The sequence below is a fragment of the Vibrio sp. 10N.222.52.B12 genome (assembly GCF_002875385.1).
Taxonomy (GTDB): Bacteria; Pseudomonadota; Gammaproteobacteria; order Enterobacterales; family Vibrionaceae; genus Vibrio; species Vibrio jasicida.
Genome location: NZ_MDAW01000018.1, coordinates 1 through 621 on the forward strand (window position 1 = coordinate 1; position 621 = coordinate 621).

Genomic DNA, 621 nt, shown 5'->3' on the forward strand with positions numbered 1-621 from the left:
TGTCCCGTCCTGAGATAAGTTGACACTTCGGAGACTTATCAATGAACTCTTCAAGTAATACAACAACAAAGCGCTCTCAGCGAGATTACACTATGGGCTTTAAATTGGCTGTCGTTGCCCAAGTTGAAAAAGGCGAGATGACATACAAACAGGCTCAAGATCACTATGGCATACAGGGGCGCAGTACCGTTCTTGTTTGGCTCAGAAAGCATGGTAAGTTGGATTGGTCGAAACCAATAGAGCACTCTCCAATGTCTAAATCCAAAGAAACACCTGCCCAAAAGATTAAGCGTCTTGAAAAAGCTCTCGCTAATGCTGAAATGAAAAACATGATTTATGGCGATATGGTTGAGCTTCTTAAAGATGACTACGGAATTGATTTGGAAAAAAAGTACTTAGCCGAACGCTCTGGCTTGCCAAAGAGCAAGGAAAAGTAAAGCTAGCCTCTGCATGCAAGCAGTTCAATTTATCTCGGCAATCAGTGTACCAATGGAAACAGCGCCTAGAAGCACGTGTTAACGAGCTTTTGCCAGTGAAAGGAATGGTGATGTACTGGCGACAGTACATGCCACGGGTCGGTACCCGCAAGCTATACCAGTTGATTAAGCCTCAGCTTGAGGG

Annotated in this window: 1 pseudogene; it reads left to right on the top strand. The window is 44.4% G+C overall.

What is annotated here, in order from left to right:
• Positions 1-41 precede the first annotated feature (41 nt).
• Positions 42-621 (top strand): annotated as a pseudogene (locus BCT11_RS01040) (helix-turn-helix domain-containing protein); the annotation flags it as partial.